Here is a 19,390-nt window from a genome sequence, read left to right on the forward strand (position 1 = left end):
GCCTACGCCCCAAGCTGATTTTGATATAGGTCCTGCTTGCCCATCACGGGGATTTCACTCATGAAACCAAAAGATTTCGGTTGGAGACCCATCCCGGTTTTGCCCAACCAAAAGGTGGCACTCAACTTGACATGCCCGATGTTTGTTCACTATTGTCTTGGGTTTGCTTAAAATGGTGTATTTTCCATTGGATCCCTTTTCATGTTTATCTCGCTGACAGAGAAAATCGAAAAAGTTTTCAAACAGTTACGCGGCCAAGCCGTGCTAACTGAACAAAATATTACGGATGCCCTGAAAGAGGTGCGCCTGGCGCTGTTGGAAGCCGACGTCAACTTCAAAATTGTTAAAGACTTTATTGAAAAAGTTCGTATAAAGGCCGTCGGGCAGGAAGTCCTGAAAAGTCTCACACCCGCCCATCAGGTGGTGAAAATTGTCTGGGAGGAGCTGCGGGACCTTCTCGGCCATGAACAGAGTGCCCTTCATCTCTCTTCACAACCCCCTACCGTCATCATGATGGTTGGATTGCAAGGCTCAGGCAAGACCACCACCACCGGAAAACTCGCTCATTATTTTAAAACCGAAGGCAAGCGGGTCTTGTTGGTCGCAGCCGATCCCCGTCGCCCAGCCGCAGGAGATCAGCTGACCTCACTCGGAACTGACCTTGATATTACGGTCCATCGTGGGACGAACGAGGGGCAACCTGGCGCCCAGGCCGTTCAAACCTGTCGGGATGGAGTCACTCGCGGGCGTGATCACGGCTACGATGTGGTGCTCTTGGATACCGGCGGTCGACTGCAAATCGATGAAGAATTGATGCAGGAATTAGTCGATATCCAAACAGGCGTTAAGCCACAGGAAGTTTTGCTAATCGCCGACTCCATGACCGGCCAGGAAGCGGTTGCTGTCGCCGAACGTTTCAATCAGGCTCTCGGTCTCACTGGCGTCATTTTAACGAAGGTCGAGGGCGATGCCCGTGGCGGTGCGGTGCTTTCGATCCGTGCGGCGACAGGCAAACCTATTAAATTCCTAGGAATCGGGGAAAAGCTGGATGCGTTAGAGCCCTTTTATCCAGACCGAATGGCCTCCCGTATTCTCGGTATGGGTGATGTGCTGACCTTGATTGAGAAAGCCCAGGAGAACTTTTCGGAGGAACAAGCGGTCGCATTGCAAAAAAAGGTTTCGAGTAATACCCTGACGTTGGAAGATTTTCGTGATCAAATCAAACAGGTGAATAAATTAGGGTCGTTCGATCAGATTTTAGACATGCTCCCGGGCGGGCAAAAAATTAAAACGATGATGGGTTCCGGCGCCGCCGGGAATGCCCAGGTACCCGAAAAAGAAATGAAACGGGTGGTGGCGATTATCGATTCGATGACCCCGCGCGAAAGACGGGATCATACGATTTTAAATGGGAATCGAAAAAAGAGGGTGGCCAAAGGTAGCGGAACATCCGTTCCGGAGGTCAATCGGCTCATTAAACAATTTCTGGATGCCCGACGCATGATGAAGTCCCTGGTCGGAGGGCAAATGGGGATGGGAAAAGGAAAAAAGCGCGGGAAGCTGATCCGCCGGGCTATCCATGCCCGGTAAAAAATTGAAGTCTCCTTGAGCTTTTTCATTCATTCATATTCACGATAGAGGAGATTGCCAGTGGCAGTACATTTGCGACTTACACGTGTGGGCCGGCATAAACGGCCATTTTATCGAGTAGTGGCAGCCGATGCCCGCATGCCGCGGGACGGTCGGTTCCTTGAGGTCATTGGGACTTATGACCCCCTCAAGGCAAGCGATAAGGCGTCGTTCAAAGAAGATCGGGTGTTGAATTGGCTTCAAAATGGGGCTCAGCCCACTGATTCCGTCAGGGGGTTATTACGACAAACCGGCATCTTGAAGGCCTTTCGGGAATCCAAACAAGCCCCCGCCAAATAATCTCGGCATGGCAGGGTAATGGGAGAGGTATTGCCCTGTTGTATCTGCATTTTAGGATGCCACCGTACTAATGGTTAAATTATGGATGCTCCTGAGCCATCCCCTTCTTCCATGGTAACCATTGGCCGGATTCTCAAGCCGTTCGGCGTCCATGGGGAAGTACGCATTGAATCGCTGTCGGATGTTCCCGGGCGGTTTGAGGGATTAGAGACGGTGACACTGGCCCTTCCGGATGGAAGGATTCTGGAAACCCTGGTGACCTCGGTTCGGCAAATCAACCAGGGGGTGATTTTAGGACTTTCAGCGTTTTCGACACCGGAAACCGCTGCCTTGTACCGAGGGGCCTGGATCAGGATTCCAGAGAACCAGAACCTTCCCAGGGACACTGATACGTATTATCAGTTTGAATTAATCGGGCTCAGGGTTGAAGATGCCGAAGGACATTCCATAGGAACATTAGAAGAAGTGCTGGAATATCCCCAACATCATGTGTTTGTGATTCGAAATGAGGATCGTGAAATTCTGGTCCCTGCCAGTCGGCGAACCATTGCCATGGTAGACCTCCCCCATAAGATTTTGCGGTTAACCTCACGTGAATGGTGGGACACCACGTATGCGTTGTGACATTTTGACATTATTTCCGGAGTTAATTCACTCTGTGAGCTCACAGAGCATCATGAAACGCGCCCAGGATAAGGGCCTACTCACACTCAATGTCTATAACATTCGAGACTATACCCATGATCCACATCGGACAGCGGATGATACGCCGTACGGAGGTGGCGGCGGGATGGTCATGAAGGCCGAACCGATTTTTCAAGCCATTGATCGGATAACACCGGACCTCAATGAAATACGCATCATCATCCCCTCTCCACAGGGCATCCGGTTTTCCCATGGACTTGCGAATGACCTGAGCCAGGATACCCGCCCGTTGCTATTTATTTGTGGGCACTATGAGGGAATTGACGAACGGGTGCGAACACATTTGCGGGTTGAAGAAATCTCCCTCGGGGATTATGTGCTGACAGGTGGTGAATTGGCGGCACTCGTGATGATCGATGCGGCCATGCGTCTCATACCCGGAGTATTAGGGGATCCACATTCTGCTCAACGGGAGTCTTTTGTGGAATCCCTGTTAGACTATCCTCATTTCACGAAACCCGTTGAAATTCGAGGCATGTCGGTTCCCGACATTTTAATGTCCGGCAACCATGAAGCCATTCGCCGTTGGCGTCGAAAAGAATCCTTGCGCCAAACGCTGCTGAAACGGCCGGATTTGTTAAATAATCATACTTGGAGTAGTGAAGATCGTGAGTTATTGGAAGAGATTGAACACAACTATACCTCGACGTCCGGTCGTACGACGAGACCTTGAAGGAGGGAGACTCTCATGAATCTGTTGGAGCGTTTAGAGCAATCGTTGGCACAGGGAACCGTGCCGTTTTTTGAAATTGGTGACACCGTCAGAGTCAAAGTGCGCGTGGTCGAAGAACGACAATACGGGAAAAAGAAGGAAGAGGCCAAAGAACGCATTCAGGTGTTTGAAGGACTCGTGATCGCTCGAAAAGGCCGTAAGGTATGCGAGAATTTTACCGTTCGTAAGATTTCCTTTGGAGTCGGAGTCGAGCGAATTTTCCCCCTTCATTCTCCTAATCTGGCAGGCATCGAAGTCATCAGAAAAGGTCAAGTGCGGCGGGCGAAGCTGTATTATCTTCGAGACAAAAAAGGCAAAGCTGCTAAAATTTCAGAACGGGAGTTTTCGCGTACACCAAAAACCGTGAAAAATGCTGAGGCGGCAGTCGAGGTCCCTGAATCCGGTGAATCGGAACCCACGGAAGTAGCGGAATAACGTAGGAGAAAGGGCTCACCTTTCATTGCACACCGACTCTCCCTCATGGATGGGTACGGGCCCGACAGATTTTTTTGAACAAGCGGCCCGAGCCCTTGGATACCGGCGCATTGCAGGCCTGGATGAGGCTGGGCGCGGTCCTTTGGCCGGGCCGGTGGTTGCCGCGATCGTGATTCTTCCACGTCGGTGGTCACCGGTCCTTCTCGACGACTCCAAACTCCTGACTGCACAGCAACGCCACGTATTATATGAGGCCATCACCACGCGGGCCATCGCTTGGGCCATCGGCATGGCGTCAGAACAGGAGATTGACGAACTCAACATCCTGGGGGCCACACGATTGGCCGGTTGCCGGGCTCTTAACTACCTGGCTACGCCACCAGATTATCTCCTTCTTGATGCGTTGCACCTCCCTAAGGTTTCTGTCCCTCAACGACCGGTTATCAAAGGCGACCAACTTTCCCGATCTATTGCTGCCGCATCTATTCTGGCCAAAGTAGCACGAGATCGCATGATGACCTCCTATCACGAACGGTTTCCTCAGTATCAATTTCACCTCCACAAAGGATATCCCACACCGGAACATCTCAGACGATTACAGCAGTTCGGCCCTTGCCCCGGGCATCGTCGAAGCTTCGGACCTGTCCTAGCCTGCCTGAATGTGCCCTCGCTCGCATGACCACGCCTTCTCACCAGTTTGGGCGATCAGCGGAGGAGTTGGCAGAGGAATGGCTCCGGAAAAAGGGCTATCGGATTCTTGAGCGAAATCTGCGGGTAGGAGGTGGAGAATTGGATCTCATTGCACAACACCATGATACGCTGGTGTTCATTGAGGTAAAGGGACGACGCACCGATCGATTCGGCGGCGCTCCCTATGCCATCGATGCGCGCAAAAAACGCCAAATCATTAAATTGGCGTCGTATTATCTTTCTCAACAGGGCCTCAGCAACCAAGTTTGCCGGTTTGATGTTATCTTGATCGCGGGAACCACCGAGGGTTCTCCGAAATTAACTCACCTGGAACAGGCTTTTGAGGTTTCCAGCTCCGACTGGCAATGGTAAATTAAAGAGGTTGGCCTCTGCATGAGGTCCAATGTCTGAAGGTGAACGGTCGGCAGCTCTTTCTGGGTACTTGCACCCAGAAACCCTGGTTTCGTTTTTTATCTAGACGATAAGCCAATTCAAGGTCCAGGCCATAAGATAGCATGATTCAATTATTTCACGTCACCAAATATTACGATGGTTGCCTTGCGCTTTCAGATATTTCCTTACGAATCGAAAAAGGTGAATGTGTATTACTCACCGGACCAAGTGGAGCCGGTAAAACCACCCTCCTCAAGCTTATTTTTGGAGCAGAACACCCTGATGAAGGTCAAATCCTCGTCCAAAATCGCAACATCGCCAGACTCGGAGGATCCGATGTCCCCTATCATCGAAGAACTATGGGGTATGTTCTTCAGGATTTCAAATTGCTCCCGCAGCGGACGGTCTCCGAAAATGTGGCCCTTCCACTCATTATTCGTGGATTGTCCTCGTTTGAATCGCGTCGGAAGGTTCTTGAAGCCCTTCGCGCGGTGGGGATGGACCATAAACTCAGCACTATTGCTTCCGTGCTGTCCGCTGGAGAGCAGCAACGTGTGTGTATCGCCAGAGCGATTGTGAACAGTCCCATCATACTGTTAGCCGACGAACCAACGGGAAATTTAGACCCCCAACTGACCACCGAAATTGCGGCCTTATTTAAAGCCATCAATACCCGGGGAACTACCGTCATGATGGCAACCCACAATCGCCAAGTTGTGGAGCAATTGAATGGAAGAATCCTCAGGCTGGATTGCGGACATCTCGTGTCTGACCAAGGAGCGTATACGTGAAACGGCTCTGGTATTTTATCCGTGAAGCCTATACCAGCCTCCGCACGCATCAGACCAGTACACTGATTGGTATTCTCATCACCGCGTTCACCCTGACCAGCTTTGGCATCTTTCTCCTTCTTTATCATAACGTGCATAATCTGTTGGGTCAGGTTCAACACACGATTCAAATCATCGTATATCCCAAGGATGGCATTGAATCCGGCAAACTTCGTGATTTACAACAGGGCCTCCAGACGGATCCAGTGGTGGACTCCCTCACCTTTATTTCAAAGCAGGACGCGTTGATCGAATTCAAAGAACAATTTCCCGAGGAAGTCTATCTCTTGGAAGGTCTAGGCGAAAGCCCGTTTCCCGCATCCTTGGTATTGACCATGGCCGCTAAGACCCCCACCACCGACATGATTGCCAACCTGGTCAACCGGCTCAAACATCATCCCGATATCGATCGGGTTCGGTATAATCGAGATTGGATCGAGCGCCTCACCCTCATCATCGCCTATATGGAGTTCGGCGCGTTAGTCGTTGGAAGCATCTTGGCCTTAGCCTCCGTCACGATCATTGCGATTACCGTGCAACTGGCATTTCATACCAGACAGCAGGAAATCGAAATTTTACGGTTAATCGGGGCGACGAGTCTCTTTATTAGCATTCCGTATCTCATTGAGGGAGCCATCTTAGGGGCTGCGGGGGGTGGTATGGCCTTAGGATTCTTACGTGGGGGATTTGAACTTTTCACGCACAAAACACAAGGCATGAGCGTGTTCGGGGGATTTTCCTCCGCATTAGAGTTTTTTCCCCTTCCCCTCTCACTCATTTTGATAGCAGGAGGAATCCTCTTGGGATGCCTGGGAACACTGACTACCATTTATGGATCGTTGCGATTTCGTCTATGACGCGAATTAACCTATTTTTCCCCACAGGAATGCTCCCAATCGGACTGCTCCTCATCTTAGTCCAAGCCGGTTGGAGCGCTGACCCATCCACCATCAAAGATGAAATCAGTCAGGAACGCCTGCGGTTGGAAAAGCTCAATCAGGAAATTGCCGAAACCCAAAAAGAAACCAAACGGATCGAGAAGAAGCATGGGTCGGTTTTGAAAACAATTGATAAATTGGATCGCCAGCTTTATGAGCAAAAGAAAGAACGGAATCGCATTAATGACCAGATCAAAGTAACTGACGAGGAATTGGCGAATCTGAGCACAAAGATTGGGGAAGTTGAGCGGGACGTACAAACCCGGCAATCCTCCATTTCCGCCAGACTTCGGTTATTATACATGGAGGGACGCACAGGCTATTTGAAAACTCTCTTTGCAGCTGAATCATTCACCGATGCCGCACACCGGATGGATTATCTTTCATGGGTTGCCCAACGTGAGCATCATCTTGTCCGACAGTTTCAAGAAGACCTTTTGAATCTCCAGCAGCTCAAGGAAAAACAGACGGCGGCCCGCGAGGATCTCCTTCGGTTCCAGGGAGAAACCCAAAAGACCATCAAAAAAGTCTCAGGGCTCAAACGTCAAAAACGCTCTGTCCTGGTTAGTCTCTCCAAAGAAAAGGACGCACATGAACGGATGGTTGAAGACCTGCAGCGATCAGCTGAACAGGTGGATAGCCTTCTCAAAGAATTGGACCAACGTTTCAAATTGGCACAATCCCGGATGCGCCAACCACCTGGAGCTCTCCCATCCCTGGGATCCCTCCTCTGGCCTGTGGAAGGAAAAGTGGTTTCGAATTTTGGTCGGCAAAAACATCCCACTTTTGATACATTTGTGACAAAAAAGGGCATAGAAATCAGCGCGAAGGAAGGGAGTCCGATTCGGGCAGTTTCATCGGGAAACGTCGTCTATGCCGACTGGCTTAAAGGATACGGCCTGGTCGTCATCGTCGACCATACCAATGGCTTTTATTCTCTTTACGCCCATGCCTCAAAGCTCTTAGTGGCTGAAGGCCAATCTGTCAAAAACGGGCAAGTCATTGGTGAAACAGGCGAAACAGGCGTCACCCAAGAAGACACTCTTTATTTTGAGTTACGTAAAGGCACCACCCCCATCGATCCCCTGAAATGGCTGGTAAAACAGCCTTAATTGAACAACTGGAAGAAGGAACACCTCATGTCACATGAACGATTGTCGACGGTAGTGATTTCTGGTTTGACCTTAACTGCCATCCTTTTGGTGGGGATTGTCATCGGAAAAGGAGGAGACCGGGCGGGGTATGCCAGCGAACCCTACGAGGAATTGCAGATCTTCGCTGAAGTGCTTTCGCAAGTCAAAAAGAATTATGTGGAGGAAACGCAAACCAAAGATCTTGTCCAGGGTGCCCTACGAGGCATGCTAGCCGGACTCGATCCACATTCTTCGTTTATGACTCCTGATATGTTCAAAGAAATGCAAGTTGAAACGAAGGGAGAATTCGGAGGACTTGGCATTCAAATCGGTGTAAAAAACAATCGCCTGACCGTGATCTCTCCTATTGAGGATACGCCGGCCTTCGAAGCCGGCATCCAGCCCGGTGACACCATTATCAAAGTTGACGACAAACCAACAAAAGATCTCACCCTCATGGAAGCCGTTCAGCAGATGCGCGGGGCACGAGGAACTTCTGTGGAATTGACCATAGAGCGTGAGGGACTGGAAAAACCACTGATCTTTACCCTCAAACGCGATATCATTAAAATTCAAAGCGTTCGTTCCAAGCTGCTGGAGGGCAACGTTGGATATGTTCGTTTGAGCCAATTTCAAGAGGCGACAGTCGACGATCTCTCAGGGGAACTGGAAAAATTAGCTTCCAAAAATATTCAGGGTTTAATTCTGGATCTTCGAAATAATCCCGGTGGGCTGTTGACTGCTGCCGTAGGAGTCTCCGAACAATTCCTGGAATCCGGCCGGCTCGTGGTCTCGATACAAGGACGAAATGGCAAAAAGGATGAATATCGCGCACGAGCAAGTAGTAAGAACTATCAATATCCTATGATTGTGTTGGTCAACCACGGTTCTGCCAGCGCTTCAGAAATCGTGGCTGCAGCCATGCAGGATTGGGGGAAAGCCGTCGTTATTGGCACCACAACGTTTGGAAAGGGGTCGGTGCAAACCATTCTCCCCCTCTCCGATGGGTCAGGCCTTCGTCTGACCACGGCGAAATACTTTACGCCAAACGGCAAGTCTATTCATTCAATTGGGGTGCAACCCGACATCGTCATTGATCCGAAACCCGTCCAGGTGGCGAAACAGGAATCTTCCGAAGGGAAAAAAGACGAGAGCACTGTGAGTTCCCCTGTACCTTCTCCTGCCAAACCCCCAGCTCCATCGGATCCCCAGGACAAGGACCAGCCCCAACCCATTCCTCCCGAGGACCTTCAATTACTTAAGGCAGTAGAAATGTTGAAATCATGGAAAGTCTTTAAACAGTTGAAGCCGGCCGCTTAGCGCGGCCGGCATAAAACGCTGAAGAATTTAGAAGTCGAGAACAATTGCCGTATTCGTTTTAATGACGCCATCAATACCTCGAAGACGAACCATAATGAGGTCGTTCAGCTCCTCTAATGTTTCGGCTTCCACATGGGCAATTAAATCGAACGGACCTGTTACGGGATAGACAGATTTCACACCTTGAATGCGTGTAAGAGTTTTATATGCACTCTTGGTGTGATTGCCTGTCGTGTCAATCAAAACAAATGCCGAAATTGCCATTACCTAACCATCCTGCTGAGGTGAATGTCTGATATGTTTCCATACCCTTTTCCTGTTTCATGGCGATGGGGATTGCGCCCGTCGGAAACCATGGGAGAAACGTCTTCCACTTACCTTCTCTAATTTATGGCTCCTGACAAGCTGCTCGCCTCGCTTGAATCGCCGTTAAGATCTCCTCACCCCGATTCCCCAGACCTGGAAGGGTTTGCAGTAAATGCGATTGGGCCAAGGCCTCCAGATCTTCCCAAGTTGTAATCCCCAATCGAAAAACGAGGTCGTGGACAATTGGTTCTGAAAATCCTGGTAACTCCACCCATTCCAGGACTGTACCGGGGAGAGGAGTTTTCAATTCTTCATACGCACGGATACGGCCCGTAGAGAGAAATTCCCGAATTTTTAGGGATAATTCCTTGCCGATGCCGGGAATCGTTTGGAGTTCGCCACGATTTGCCAACTCTGTCACATCCTCTTGGAGACTCTTCAGTGAATCAGCAGCCCGGCGATAGGCTTTGACCTTGTAGGGATTTTCACCTCTGGATGCCAGCAAACCTGCCATCGAGGCGAACAAAGCTATGAGATCCTGGTTGATGTTTTTCTCCATGACGATCGCCTCAGCGGGACAAGCTGGTTTACTCCCATCTCAAGGATCCACTGCGTGCCAGGATTATTTTATGTCAGATGTGAGCGATAAAACCAGGTCATCATAATACGCCTTCGTTGGCTCAACAGACCCATTTCTCTCCTTTGTCACTCCAGGGCATTTCATTGACAAGAATTTCTCAAGTCCCGTAGGATGAACTCCTGCATGGCTGGAATACACTGGCCATTGCGTTCTTATCTATACGCATGAAAATAGTCGTGAATGGAGAGCACCGCGAGGCCGAGGAACCTTTGACGGTCGCACAGCTTCTAGAAACGCTTCACCTCCGTTCCGAACAAGTCGCAGTAGAAATCAACCTTAAAATTTTGGACCGCGGAGAATTCCTCAACTGGAATCTCCACGATGGGGACAAGGTTGAAATTTTAAGCTTTATTGGAGGCGGCTCTCCCACATGAGGAAATTGAAGGGGAAGAGATGAATCAGGATCCGTTAATCATTGCCGGTCGAACATTCCACTCTCGACTCTGGGTTGGAACAGGAAAATACCAAAACTTTGAGGAAACCCGAAAAGCGATTGAGGCTTCCGGGGCCGATGTGGTGACGGTTGCAGTTCGCCGCGTCAATATTACCGATAACAAATCAGAAAATTTACTGGACTATCTCGACCCGAAGAAATACACCATTTTACCCAACACGGCAGGATGTTATACCGTCGAAGATGCCGTTCGTTATTCTCGACTGGCCCGCGCTGCGGGGGTTTCAGATTTGGTGAAATTGGAAGTCATTGGAGATGAACGCACACTATTTCCTGATACAGCAGGACTCATTGAAGCCGCAAAAATTTTGATTGCCGAAGGTTTTGTCGTCTTGCCATATACGAATGACGACCCCATTGTCGCCAAAAAGTTAGTCGATATTGGCTGTCCTGCCGTCATGCCACTCGCAGCACCGATCGGTTCTGGGCTTGGGATCCGCAATCCATATAATCTCAAAATCATCATGGAAACGGTCAATGTACCGGTCATCGTCGACGCCGGAGTTGGAACCGCTTCTGACGCAGCCCTGGCCATGGAATACGGCGCTGATGCCGTATTAATGAACACGGCTATTGCCGGAGCCAAGGATCCGTTGATGATGGCCACGGCCATGCGGTTTGCCGTTGATGCCGGACGCTTGGCATACAAGGCTGGGAGAATTCCCAGGAAGTTATATGCGACTGCCAGTAGCCCTATCGAGGGTATGTTGTAACCCCTGTTCGGAATGTCCTCGCGCATTCTTCCCAGACTCTACCTTCTGACCGACCGCCATCAAACCCTTCATCGTCCTCTCACTTCCGTGATAACCGAAGCGGTAGACGCCGGGGTCCGGATGGTACAAATCCGGGAAAAAGATCTTACGACTCGAGAATTGACTTCTCTCTGTCAGCAGCTCGGCCCTCTCATCAAGCACCGCCAGGGAACCATCTTATTGAACGATCGAATCGACTTGGTCCTTGCCCTGGGAGCCGACGGCGTACATCTTCGGACAGATAGTCTTCCCGTTTCTGTGGCCCGTCGCCTGTTAGGGACGGGACACCTCATCGGCGTCTCAACGCATTCCGTTGAAGAAGCCCGAGTGGCGGAAGGGGAAGGCGCCGATTTCATCGTGCTGGGTCCCATTTTTGATACGCCTTCAAAGCGAGCATATGGACCACCTTTAGGAATACAGGTGCTTCGGGAAACCAGCCGTTTCCTCCACTTGCCCATCTATGCCATCGGAGGAATCACTCCTATCAGAATTCCTGACGTCTTATCAGCAGGAGCTTACGGTGTAGCCGTCATTTCCTCTATTCTTCAATCGCCCTCCATTCCAGACACCACCCGTGAACTGTTGGCACGATTGTCCTGAATTGTCAACTTCTTTTAGCCGTCACCATGCGGGTGTTTGGTTGACCCTAATTTTTTTTGGGTGGTAAGATCTTTTCAGAGAAGGAACGTGCGGATTTCCCTTTTACCACTTAATCTACTGACAGGTAGAAAGATTTTTTTAGAGTGAGATGTGGCCTTCGGTTTCGTTGAAACCTTGAATCAGGTAGGATCTAACTATGGGTATCCGAAAAACAGACGATCATATCCGTGAAATTGAAAAGTTACGAACCGAGCTTGAGTCCATGGAACTCGAAATGCGGCAGCTGCATGAATCTCGTCAGAAGCTGCACCTTTCTCAGCAGAAAAACGAGCAGTTAGTTTCTACGTTGCAGGAAGCCAAAGCACAAATCGAAGCGCTTCGAAAGGAAGTCGACAAACTCACTGCGCCTCCATCAACATTTGCCGTCTTCTACAACACCAACACAGACGGGACCGTGAATGTCTCACTTGGCGGCAGAAAGCTACGGGTCAACCTTCATCCATCTATTCCGGCAGAATCCCTCAAAAAAGGCCAAGAGGTAATTTTGAACGAAGGCCTGAACGTGATTGAATCGCGAGGGTATGATCCGCAGGGCGAAATCGCCCATCTCAAACACCTCCTGGACGATGGTCGAGCCGTGGTCAGCCTTCGCCTGGACGACGAGCGAGTGGTTGAAATCTCGGATTCGCTGAAATCCCAGGCTTTGAGTGTCGGCGACCACCTGCTCTTTGAACCACGATCCGGATACCTCATCGAAAAACTTCCCAAAGGTGAAATGGAGGAACTTGTCATCGAGGAAGTTCCGGATATTCAGTATGACCAAATCGGCGGGTTAACCAAAGAACTGGAGCAGGTAAAGGATGCCGTTGAATTGCCTTTCCTTTACCCTGAGCTATTTGCTGAACACCGGTTATCACCCCCAAAAGGCCTTCTGTTGTATGGACCCCCGGGATGCGGAAAAACTTTGATTGCCAAAGCTGTCGCAAACTCCATCGCGAAAAAACTCGGGCATCTTAAAGGCAAGGACGTTCGCAGTTACTTCCTCCACATCAAGGGACCCGAATTATTGAACAAATATGTCGGTGAATCCGAACGTCAAATTCGAGAAGTGTTTGCGAAAGCCAAGGAAAAGGCGTCACACGGCAATCCGGTCATCGTCTTTTTTGATGAAATGGATGCATTATTCCGAACAAGAGGGACAGGAATTTCCTCGGACATGGAATCGACCATCGTACCCCAATTTTTATCTGAGATTGATGGAGTAGAAAGTCTTCGAGACGTTATCGTCATTGGTGCCAGTAACCGGCAAGACCTCATTGACCCGGCGGTTTTGAGGCCGGGACGTTTGGATATCAAAATCAAGATTCCCAGACCTGATAAACAGAGTGCAAAGGATATCCTTGGGAAATACCTCCACTCAGACTTACCCCTTGCGGAATCTGAATTGACCCAACATGGCTCAGATCGATCAACGTATATCAATCATCTTATCGACACCACGGTCGAGGCAATGTATGCGTTGACGGAGGAAAATCAATTTCTTGAAGTCACCTACGCCAATGGTGAAAAAGAAACCGTGTACTTCAAAGATTTTGCCAGTGGTGCATTAATCGAAAGTGTGGTCTCCCGAGCGAAAAAATTGGCCATCAAACGTGCAATCTCCGGCGACGCCAAAGGTCTCAAATCGGAGGACTTTCTGCGTGGCATTCGAGAAGAATTCAAGGAACAGGAAGATTTACCGAATACCACTCACCCCGATGATTGGGCAAAAATAGCAGGGAAAAAAGGCGAAAAAATCGTTCATGTGCGCACCTTAACCACCGATGAGGATTCAGAGCCACGAGAAATAGAAACCATCAGCGTTGGTCATTATTTTTAATCATATTTAGCTGCTTTTCATGAGGCCTCCTTGCTGCGAATTCTTGGAACGGAAACTGAATTCGGGATTATTTCTCGCTCCCCAGATCACCATGATCCCGTAGCGAATTCCCTTCGATTAATCAGTCACTGTCCCCATCTCCCCGCTCCCACGGCTCTATGGGATTACGAAAATGAAAATCCCTTTTGGGATGCGCGTGGTTTTCCGGTCGAAGGCGAACCCGAACGACCAAGCGCCACCTATAATCGTCAACTTAATAAAGTATTGCCGAATGCCGGTCGCCTCTACGTCGATGGCGCTCACCCGGAATACTCCACTCCCGAATGCAGCAACCCCCGGGAAGTGGTGGCCTATGAACGTGCCGGGGACCACATTGTGGCTGAGTGCTTGGCCCGGCTGAACCACAGTATCGGAGAACAGAATTTTCTGGTTTACCGCAACAATTCAGACGGAAAAGGAAACAGCTTCGGATACCACGAAAATTACATTTTGTCCCGCCGGATTCCATTCGAGCAGGTAGCCAACGTTCTACTCCCTTTCTTTGTTTCACGTCCCATTTTTTGTGGCGCAGGGAAAGTCGGAGCGGAGAACGGCACAGATCCTATTCACTATCAAATCTCACAGCGGGCGGATTTTTTTGAATGTCTGCTTGATCTCAATACCATGGTGAACCGTCCCATCATCAATACCCGAGATGAACCCCATGCCCATCAAGCCGACTACCGACGCCTTCACGTCATCGTGGGTGATGCCAATATGTCCGAGGTATCAACCTTCCTGAAGGTCGGCACGACGGCCATTATCATGGAAATGTTGGAGCAGCATGGGCCTCTCCCGCATATTGAGTTGTCCGATCCGGTCAGGGCCATCAAGGCAGTATCACGAGATCTGACGGTGAAAAGTTCGCTTCCGCTAAACAATGGCCAACACACCACCGCTATCGCTATTCAGCGGGCCTTCCTGCAATCAGCCCATGACTTTTATCGAACCAGAGAGGTCTCCCCTATCACCAAGGAGGTGCTTGTCCGCTGGGAATCCACCTTGGATACCTTGGAGCGTGATCCTTTCGAGCTTCGGCGAGAAGTCGATTGGGTCGCCAAGCATGCCTTGATTCAGTCCTACATGGATCGCAAACACTGTTCCTGGAATGATCCCAGGGTGGCCATGATGGATCTACAGTATCACGACGTGCGACCGGACAAAGGACTGTATTATACCCTGGAGCGGACGGGACAAATTGAACGTTTGACACTCGAGCTGGAAGTCGAACGTGCTCGCCAGACTGCACCCGCCTTCACACGGGCATTCTTCAGGGGACAATGTTTAAAGCACCTGCCAGGCCGGGTATACGGCATGAGTTGGACTTCCGTCCTCCTTCATGCCGGAAATTCTACCATTAAGCGTATTCCACTGATGGATCCTTATCGAGGCACCCAACAACTCACCCAGGAATTGTTTAGGGACATTACCTCCGTGGATCAGTTATTATCCCGACTCGTGAAGTCCTGAATGAAACAGGGAATCCAGTCGGTCAGGTAACATTGAGGTTGCATGAATTCTGAAAACGTCTCCCTTCCAAACTTCTCAGCTGACCCGTGTTCCAGTTTCTACCAATACCTCACCTCCCAACGACCCGACTTACTCCCCATGGCGCGGTGGGAAAACTCACTCCCTCAGCAAGGCCAAACAGACGCTTCGTTGATGGCTACCAGGCATCTTCCCTGGCCCCACGGCACCACGGTTCTCGCCTTCACCTATGATAACGGCGTCCTCATCGCCGGAGACCGTCGCGCCACAGAAGGATTTCAAATCGCCGCGAATCGAATGGAAAAGGTCTTTCAAACCGATGGCTTTTCTGCCATGGCTATTGCAGGAGCTGCAGGACCCTGCGTGGAAATGGCAAAACTTTTCCGCATCGAACTGGAACATTATGAAAAACTTGACGGCCAACCCTTAACCTGCGAAGGGAAAGCCAATAGGCTTGGGCATATGGTAAAGGCCAATTTCCCCATGGTCTTACATGGACTCGTGGTCATTCCCCTGTTTGTCGGCTACGATCACAAACGAGAGACTGGCCGACTCTTCAAATATGACATAACGGGAGGACGCTACGAGGATACGGAATTTCACGCAGTCGGCTCAGGCGGGAAAGATGCTCGATCGACCCTCAAAGAATATTTCCGGAAAAACTTACCAGAGGACGCGGCGGTCAAAGTGGCCCTTCGCGCGCTCCTCAATGCCGCAGATGAAGATGTCGGAACCGGTGGACCAGACCTGGTCCGACGAATATTCCCGACCGTCAAATTAGTTGATTCCCGGGGGGTCCGGGATGTGGATGACACCCAATTGGCTACCATGTGCGAGGCATTGGTGAACGAGAAACAGGAGACATAAACCGTGGCCCTGCCCTATTACGTTTCACCCGAACAAATGATGCAGGACAGGGCGGAATATGCCAAAAAAGGCATCGCCAAAGGCCGGTCGATCATCGCCATGGAATATTCAGATGGCGTGCTGTTTGTCGCCGATAACCCCAGCGCCTCCCTGTTTAAAATTTCTGAGATCTATGACAGCATCGCATTTTCCGGGGCAGGGAGATACAGTGAATTTGAGAATCTCCGAAAAGCCGGCATTCAACATGCGGACGTCAAAGGCATGATGTATAGCCGCGAAGATGTGACCGCACGATCACTGGCAAATGGCTATTCACAAATTCTCGGCACGCTCTTTAGCCAGGAAATGAAACCTTACGAGGTGGAACTCCTGTTGGCTCAGGTCGGTGAGACACCGGAGCGCAATGAGTTATACCGCATCTCTTTTGATGGGAGTATTGTGGATGAACGAAAATTCACCGCCATTGGAGGACGATCTGAAACCATCTTAACCCTCCTCAGAAAAGAAATTCCTCAAACTTGCCCATCCCTTAAAGAAGCCTTAACACTCTGCCAACATGCCTTTGAACAGGGCACGGATCCTCGATCAAACCTAGAAGGTTTGGAAGTCGCGGTGTTGGACCGAACCCGAATAGGTAGAAGATTTCGGCGAGTCCCGATCCTCGAAGCTACCCAAATTCTCGCATAACTTCTCGTACGTTCCTCCCTCATACCTTAGTTGATCATTACCTGATCTGGGTGTATTCTGAGTATAAGATTCATTGAAATAATGCCCATATTTTCGAAAATGCTCCATTTTCAAAACCCGGAAAGTGAAAGATAGGATTACACAAGAAGGCCTGTTTAAGAAGACCGAAGCATTCGAGGAGGATTATTGTCAATTGGCGGTCAGATCCTTCAAACGAAAGGGGTCCGATGGCGGACGTGGGATAATATGCCCTTAAAAAGCCTCAGGAGAGGGAGGGGCCGGGGATGATGAAACGCATTGTTGGTCTTGAGAGTGAATATGGCCTGACATTTTCGCCGAATGGACGGGTCTACCTTCCCATTGAAAAAATACTCGGGTATATTTTTGAGGGACTTATCCCCAATAGCTGGCCATCCAATGCCTTTCTCACCAATGGGGCGCGGTTCTATCAAGACACGGGCTGCCACCCAGAATATTCCACGCCCGAATGCGACGACCTGCTTGATTTGATCATCCACGACAAAGCCGGTGAGAGGATTCTGGAAAGTTGTCTGCCCATTGCCGAAGAGCGCTTGCGCGAAGAAGGACTGTCCGGCGAGATCTTCATCTTCAAGAACAATACGGATTCCCTCGGCAACACGTATGGCTGCCATGAAAATTTCCTTATGCGTCGGGATGTGGATTTTTGGAAAGTCAGCGAACAACTCATCCCCTTTTTCGTCACTCGTCAAATTTTTTCGGGAGCCGGAAAAATACTGAAAGTTTCCGGAAAGTCTCAATATTTCATCTCCCAACGAGCGCAACATATTCATGAAAAAACTTCGTCCTCTACAACGTCGTCCCGAAGCATTATCAACACTCGCGATGAGCCTCATGCCGATGCCGAAAAATACCGTCGGCTTCATATCATCCTCGGCGATTCCAATATGTCGGAGTTTTCCACCTACTTAAAAGTAGGGACAGCCATGATCGTCCTCTCCATGATCGAAGACGGATTCACCATTCCACATATTGAACTAGAAGAACCTGTCAAAGCGATTCGAGACATCTCTCGGGATCCCACTCTGAAAAAAACCGTCAAGCTTGAAGATGGGAGCAACCTGACGGCATTGGAAATTCAACAGACATTCTGGGAACGGGCGGGTGAATATTTGGCGTTGCAGCCTCCTAACAAAGTCATGGCAGAGGTGCATTATGAATGGGGTCGCGTGTTGAAGATGCTGAATACCTCACCCATGGCACTCGTCCGCGAAATCGACTGGATCACCAAGCAATGGATTCTCGAAAATTACATGGCCAAAAAATCTTGTGGATGGGATGACCCCCGATTAGGCATGATGGATTTGCAATATCATGACATTAATCGACAACGAAGCCTGTTTCATCTCCTGGCAGAACGTAATCACATTCGAAAAATGATTGATGAGGACGCAATTGAACAGGCCAAAACGGTTCCTCCTCAAACCACACGAGCAAAAGTGCGAGGAGATTTCATCAGATTTGCCCGTGCAAAAAATCGGTCATATACTGTGGATTGGACCTATCTCAAACTGAACGGGTACTGGGAAGAAACCATTTTGTGCATGGACCCCTTTTGTCCTTTTAATCGACGCGTAGAAGAATTGCTCAGCCAGGTGCCTCATAATCGGCTCTTCCCATGATAAGCTCATTGTCCCCACGCCGTCCTACAGCTTCATGGAAAGTCTTGTTTGTCGTTTGCCTGCTGCTTGCCAGCATTTTCCCTATTCAGATCGTTCCGAGCGCGGAACGGAACCGACCGGGTGCCAATGGCCATCTCAGCGGAAAACAGGGCCAAGTCCTCTGGATTGACGTGCCGATTTCCCAACCTAAGGCCAAAGTGAGTGGCCTATTTCTCAAGCGGAAGATCCCCTTCTTCCCACACGGTGATACCCGCTTTGCAGGTATAGTGGGAATCGATATGGAAGATCCACCGGGAATGCAGGAGTTGAGTATCACGGTCAGTTCCGACTCCGGATCGGACCATCTCAGCTACACCGTCCAAATCATTAAAGAAGACTATTCCGTCCAACACCTGACGCTGCCGAAGAATACAGTGGACCTTGACGCTAAAACCCTACAGCGCGTTCAAAAAGAAAAAAAAGAATTGGCAGAGGCCTTTCACCACATTGGTACACGTCCTTTATGGGACGGTCCGTTTCTTGAACCTGTGAATGGGAAAGTCACTGGAGTTTTTGGCAGTCGCCGGGTGATTAATGGTCAGACCAGAAAACCCCACTCAGGAGAAGATATCGCGGCGCCAAAGGGTACTCCGGTTCAAGCCATTAACAAAGGTATCGTCGTCAAAACAGTTGATCACTTCTTTTCCGGAAAGGGTGTGGTCCTGGATCATGGGGTAGGCCTATTTTCCATGTACTTTCACCTCTCAGAGGTCGATGTCACTTCTGGCCAAACTATTCAGAAAGGAGAGGCGTTAGGCAAAGTCGGAGCCACAGGAAGAGCTACGGGCCCGCATCTCCATTGGGGCATACACTTAAATGGCTCCCGAATCAATCCATATGCATTGACCGCTCTCCCCATAGCAAATTGATTTAAGGATGGCGGCATTTGAATA

The 19,390-nt window shown here is 49.9% G+C and carries 22 protein-coding genes; 20 read left to right on the plus strand and 2 right to left on the minus strand.

Annotation, left to right across the window (positions count from 1 at the left end):
- Positions 1-201 precede the first annotated feature (201 nt).
- The 11 genes from ffh to PP769_RS00705 all read left to right on the plus strand — a co-directional run bounded on the left by ffh (position 202) and on the right by PP769_RS00705 (position 9,085).
- Complete coding sequence (gene ffh / locus PP769_RS00655; RefSeq protein WP_312643962.1) at positions 202-1,590, plus strand: signal recognition particle protein; 1,389 nt, start codon at positions 202-204, stop codon at positions 1,588-1,590.
- 60 nt (positions 1,591-1,650) lie between these two features.
- Positions 1,651-1,929, plus strand: a complete 279-nt coding sequence (rpsP, locus tag PP769_RS00660) for a 30S ribosomal protein S16 (protein WP_312643964.1) — start codon at positions 1,651-1,653, stop codon at positions 1,927-1,929.
- Positions 1,930-2,010: 81 nt separating this feature from the next.
- Complete coding sequence (gene rimM / locus PP769_RS00665) at positions 2,011-2,553, plus strand: ribosome maturation factor RimM (protein ID WP_312643966.1); 543 nt, start codon at positions 2,011-2,013, stop codon at positions 2,551-2,553.
- Positions 2,543-3,307: a tRNA (guanosine(37)-N1)-methyltransferase TrmD gene (trmD, locus tag PP769_RS00670; protein WP_312643968.1), complete on the plus strand. Its 765-nt coding sequence runs from the start codon at positions 2,543-2,545 to the stop codon at positions 3,305-3,307. The genes rimM and trmD overlap by 11 nt, the downstream gene beginning before the upstream one ends.
- 15 nt (positions 3,308-3,322) lie before the next feature.
- A complete protein-coding gene (gene rplS, locus PP769_RS00675; protein WP_312643970.1) occupies positions 3,323-3,781 on the plus strand; it encodes a 50S ribosomal protein L19 in 459 nt (152 codons plus the stop codon).
- Positions 3,782-3,806: 25 nt separating this feature from the next.
- Positions 3,807-4,460 (plus strand): ribonuclease HII, encoded by a 654-nt coding sequence (rnhB, locus tag PP769_RS00680; protein ID WP_312643972.1) that lies wholly within the window; start codon positions 3,807-3,809, stop codon positions 4,458-4,460.
- A complete protein-coding gene (locus PP769_RS00685; RefSeq protein WP_312643975.1) occupies positions 4,457-4,843 on the plus strand; it encodes a YraN family protein in 387 nt (128 codons plus the stop codon). Before rnhB ends, PP769_RS00685 begins: the two co-directional genes overlap by 4 nt.
- Positions 4,844-4,986: 143 nt before the next feature.
- On the plus strand, positions 4,987-5,655 hold the full coding sequence (gene ftsE, locus PP769_RS00690) for a cell division ATP-binding protein FtsE (RefSeq protein WP_312643977.1): 669 nt from the start codon (positions 4,987-4,989) through the stop codon (positions 5,653-5,655).
- Positions 5,652-6,551, plus strand: coding sequence for a cell division protein FtsX (locus tag PP769_RS00695; protein ID WP_312643979.1), 900 nt, complete (start codon positions 5,652-5,654; stop codon positions 6,549-6,551). Before ftsE ends, PP769_RS00695 begins: the two co-directional genes overlap by 4 nt.
- Positions 6,500-7,744, plus strand: coding sequence for a murein hydrolase activator EnvC family protein (locus PP769_RS00700; protein WP_312643981.1), 1,245 nt, complete (start codon positions 6,500-6,502; stop codon positions 7,742-7,744). Before PP769_RS00695 ends, PP769_RS00700 begins: the two co-directional genes overlap by 52 nt.
- A gap of 27 nt (positions 7,745-7,771) precedes the next feature.
- Positions 7,772-9,085, plus strand: a complete 1,314-nt coding sequence (locus tag PP769_RS00705) for a S41 family peptidase (protein ID WP_312643983.1) — start codon at positions 7,772-7,774, stop codon at positions 9,083-9,085.
- Positions 9,086-9,112: 27 nt separating this feature from the next.
- Here the strand turns inward: PP769_RS00705 and PP769_RS00710 are convergent, their stop codons facing one another.
- Positions 9,113-9,349: an Lrp/AsnC family transcriptional regulator gene (locus tag PP769_RS00710; protein WP_312643985.1), complete on the minus strand. Its 237-nt coding sequence runs from the start codon at positions 9,347-9,349 to the stop codon at positions 9,113-9,115.
- Positions 9,350-9,473: 124 nt separating this feature from the next.
- Positions 9,474-9,950 carry a histidinol-phosphatase gene (locus PP769_RS00715; RefSeq protein ID WP_312643987.1) on the minus strand — a complete coding sequence of 159 codons (477 nt, stop codon included), beginning with the start codon at positions 9,948-9,950 and terminating at the stop codon, positions 9,474-9,476.
- Positions 9,951-10,195: 245 nt separating this feature from the next.
- On the opposite strand from PP769_RS00715, the gene thiS reads away from it, so the two are divergent.
- The 9 genes from thiS (at position 10,196) to PP769_RS00760 (ending at position 19,366) form a co-directional block, all read left to right on the plus strand.
- The gene (gene thiS, locus PP769_RS00720) at positions 10,196-10,405 is read left to right on the plus strand and encodes a sulfur carrier protein ThiS (RefSeq protein WP_312643989.1); all 210 of its coding nucleotides are present in this window, start codon (positions 10,196-10,198) and stop codon (positions 10,403-10,405) included.
- A gap of 19 nt (positions 10,406-10,424) precedes the next feature.
- The gene (locus tag PP769_RS00725) at positions 10,425-11,198 is read left to right on the plus strand and encodes a thiazole synthase (RefSeq protein ID WP_312643991.1); all 774 of its coding nucleotides are present in this window, start codon (positions 10,425-10,427) and stop codon (positions 11,196-11,198) included.
- A gap of 12 nt (positions 11,199-11,210) precedes the next feature.
- Positions 11,211-11,837, plus strand: a complete 627-nt coding sequence (gene thiE / locus PP769_RS00730) for a thiamine phosphate synthase (protein WP_312643993.1) — start codon at positions 11,211-11,213, stop codon at positions 11,835-11,837.
- Positions 11,838-12,033: 196 nt separating this feature from the next.
- Positions 12,034-13,716 (plus strand): proteasome ATPase, encoded by a 1,683-nt coding sequence (gene arc / locus PP769_RS00735; protein ID WP_312643995.1) that lies wholly within the window; start codon positions 12,034-12,036, stop codon positions 13,714-13,716.
- 30 nt (positions 13,717-13,746) lie between these two features.
- Complete coding sequence (gene dop, locus PP769_RS00740) at positions 13,747-15,225, plus strand: depupylase/deamidase Dop (RefSeq protein WP_312643998.1); 1,479 nt, start codon at positions 13,747-13,749, stop codon at positions 15,223-15,225.
- A 42-nt stretch (positions 15,226-15,267) separates the two neighbouring features.
- On the plus strand, positions 15,268-16,110 hold the full coding sequence (gene prcB / locus PP769_RS00745) for a proteasome subunit beta (RefSeq protein WP_312644000.1): 843 nt from the start codon (positions 15,268-15,270) through the stop codon (positions 16,108-16,110).
- A 3-nt stretch (positions 16,111-16,113) separates the two neighbouring features.
- Entirely contained in the window at positions 16,114-16,797 is a 684-nt protein-coding gene (gene prcA / locus PP769_RS00750) for a proteasome subunit alpha (RefSeq protein ID WP_312644002.1), read from the plus strand.
- 284 nt (positions 16,798-17,081) lie between these two features.
- A complete protein-coding gene (gene pafA / locus PP769_RS00755; RefSeq protein WP_312644004.1) occupies positions 17,082-18,458 on the plus strand; it encodes a Pup--protein ligase in 1,377 nt (458 codons plus the stop codon).
- On the plus strand, positions 18,455-19,366 hold the full coding sequence (locus tag PP769_RS00760) for a M23 family metallopeptidase (RefSeq protein ID WP_312644006.1): 912 nt from the start codon (positions 18,455-18,457) through the stop codon (positions 19,364-19,366). Before pafA ends, PP769_RS00760 begins: the two co-directional genes overlap by 4 nt.
- The last annotated feature ends 24 nt before the right edge of the window (positions 19,367-19,390 follow it).

The sequence above is a fragment of the Candidatus Nitrospira allomarina genome (assembly GCF_032050975.1).
Classification (GTDB): Bacteria; Nitrospirota; Nitrospiria; order Nitrospirales; family UBA8639; genus Nitrospira_E; species Nitrospira_E allomarina.